At 60.2% G+C, this 2,959-nt stretch carries 1 protein-coding gene; it reads left to right on the plus strand.

Annotated elements, in window-relative coordinates; genetic code table 11:
- Positions 1–65 precede the first annotated feature (65 nt).
- A partial coding sequence (locus AC1DRJ_RS23185) for a M10 family metallopeptidase C-terminal domain-containing protein (RefSeq protein WP_477804202.1) occupies positions 66–2,959 on the plus strand: 2,894 nt, incomplete at its 3' end.

The raw sequence follows: 2,959 nt of genomic DNA on the forward strand, positions 1-2,959 counted from the left end.
TAACACGTGGCCGCCGATGGAATATTGGCACCGATCGAGGTTTTAGACTGATACGGAGTAAGTTTATGATTTTCAACGTACAGAATTATGGCGCCATGGGCGATGGCATCACAGACGATACGGCAGCGATACAAAGTGCGATTGATGCAGCGGCTGCCGCAGGTGGTGGGCAGGTGTATGTGCCGACCGGGACTTATATCGTTTCGGGAGGCGAKGAACCCTCCGACGGCTGCCTGATGCTAAAGAGCAACGTCTACCTGTACGGCGACGGCATGGGCGAAACCACCGTCAAGGTGGCTGACGGTTCCGACACCAAGATCACGGGTGTCATCCGCTCGGCCTATGGCGAGGAAACCCACGACTTTGGCGTCAGCAACCTCACCATCGACGGTAACCGCGACAGCACCACCGGCAAGATCGATGGGTGGTTCAACGGCTACATTCCGGGCCAGGAAGGCTACGACTCCAACGTCACCCTCGACAGTGTCGAGATCAAGGATTGCTCCGGGTACGGTTTCGACCCCCATGAGCAGACCGTCAACATGGTCATCAAGAACAGCGTGTCCCACGGCAATGGCCTGGACGGCTTCGTTGCTGACTTCCTCAGTGACAGCACCTTCGAAAACAACGTCGCCTACGACAATGACCGCCACGGTTTCAACGTCGTCACCAGTACTCACGACTTCACCCTCACCAACAACGTTGCCTACAACAATGGCAGCACGGGCATCGTGGTGCAGCGCGGCAGCGAGAACATCGCCTCCCCCAGCAACATCACCATCACAGGTGGCGAGGTGTACGGCAACGGCGCCGAAGGGGTGCTGATCAAGCTGTCCAGCGACGTGACCGTCAATGGCGTCAATATCCATGACAACAGCAGCGCCGGGGTCCGCATCTACGGCAGCAACCATGTCGAGGTCATAGACAACACGCTCAACAACAATTCCCTGGGCAACCCCGTACCGGAAATCATCATCCAGTCCTACGACGACACTCTGGGCGTGTCCGGCAAGTACTTCAACGGCAGCGATAACACGATCCAAGGCAACATCATCAGCGGCAGCAACCTGTCGACCTACGGTGTTGCAGAGCGCAATGAAGACGGTACCGATCGCAACGCCATCATCGGCAACACTATCAGCCACACCAGCAATGGGGCCACGCTGGTCTATGGCGACGGCAGCTTCGTCAGCGCCACGGCGCCGATGACCACCGTGCAAGGCACGGCTGGCAACGACACTCTGTTGGGCAGCGCAGCCAGCGAGATTTTCTACGGTGGTGCCGGCAACGACACCATCAATGGAGGGGCCGGTGGCGACATTCTGGTGGGTGGCGCAGGCATCGACAAACTCACTGGCGGCACGGGCGCCGATACCTTCCGTTTCGTTGCTCAGTCCGACAGTTATCGCAACGCAACCGCAAGCTTCGATGACACCATTACCGACTTCGACGTCACCCAGGACAAGATTGACCTCGCCGGCCTCGGCTTCACCGGCCTGGGCAATGGCCGTGGCGGCACCTTGCAAGTGAGCTATAACGCCAGCAACAACCGCACCTACATCAAGGACTACGATGCCGACGCCAGCGGCAATCGCTTCGAGTTGATTCTCTCGGGCAACCTGACCAGCACCCTGACTGCCAGCAACTTCATTTTCAATCGAGTGGTCACCGGCACCAGCGGCAGCGACTCGCTTTTGGGCAGTGATTCGGCCGACACCCTACTCGGCCTGGCGGGCAACGACAGTCTCAGTGGTGGCGCGGGCGACGATAAGCTCGACGGCGGCGCCGGCATGGACACCCTCACCGGTGGCGCCGGGGCGGATACCTTCGTGTTCTCCAATCGCCTGGACAGTTACCGAAACTACAACACCGGCGGTGCCAACCTGGRCGACCTGATTACCGACTTTGATATCACCGCCGACAAGGTCGACCTCTCGGCCATGGGTTTCACCGGCCTGGGGGATGGCAAAAACAACACCGTGTACCTGGCGCTCAACACTGCCGGCACCAAGACCTACATCAAGTCCCTGACCGCCGACGCCAATGGCAACCGCTTCGAAGTGGCGCTGGACGGCAACTACCTCGACAAGCTGACCAGTGCCAACTTCGTCTTCGCCACCACGTCACCGACCAACCAGGCGCCCGTGGTGGCCACGGCGTTGCTGGATCAGAACGCCACTGAAAACACCCCGTTCAGCTACGTGGTCCCGGCCACCAGTTTTACCGATCCGGATAACGACAGCCTCAGCTACACCGCCAAACTGGCCGATGGCAGCGCCCTGCCCGCTTGGCTGACCTTTAACGCCGCCACCCGAACCTTCAGCGGCACCCCAAGCGATACGGCATCGGGCACGTACTCCATACAGGTCACCGCGTCCGATGGCAGCAATGCCACCGTCAGCGACAGCTTTACCCTGGCCGTACAGGACGTACCCGGCGCACCCACTGTAATCAATGGCACGCCGAACAACGACACGCTGACGGGCACCGCGGCCAACGAACAACTGCTCGGTGGCAGCGGTAACGACACGCTTAATGGCGGGGCCGGCAACGACATCCTGGTCGGCGGCACCGGGGTAGACAAACTCACCGGCGGCGCGGGTGCCGATGTATTCCGCTACACCTCAAAGCTCGACAGCTACCGGACGGGAACCACCAGTGCCAGTGATCAGATCCTCGATTTCGACGTGACCGCCGACAAGATCGATGTCTCGGCGCTCGGCTACACGGCCCTGGGTAACGGCTTGAACGGCACGCTGCAGCTGACCTACAGCGCTTCGACCAACCGCACCTACCTCAAGGATCTTACCGTCGATGCCAACGGTAACCGCTTCGAAGTGTCGCTGGCGGGCAACCTGCTGAACAGCCTGACGGCGAGTCATTTTGTCTTCGCCGACCAGAACACCCCCAGCAATATAGCGCCGGTGGTGACCATCCCCCTCCTCGACCAGAACGCCAC

Source organism: Pseudomonas sp. P5_B2 (assembly GCF_056400445.1).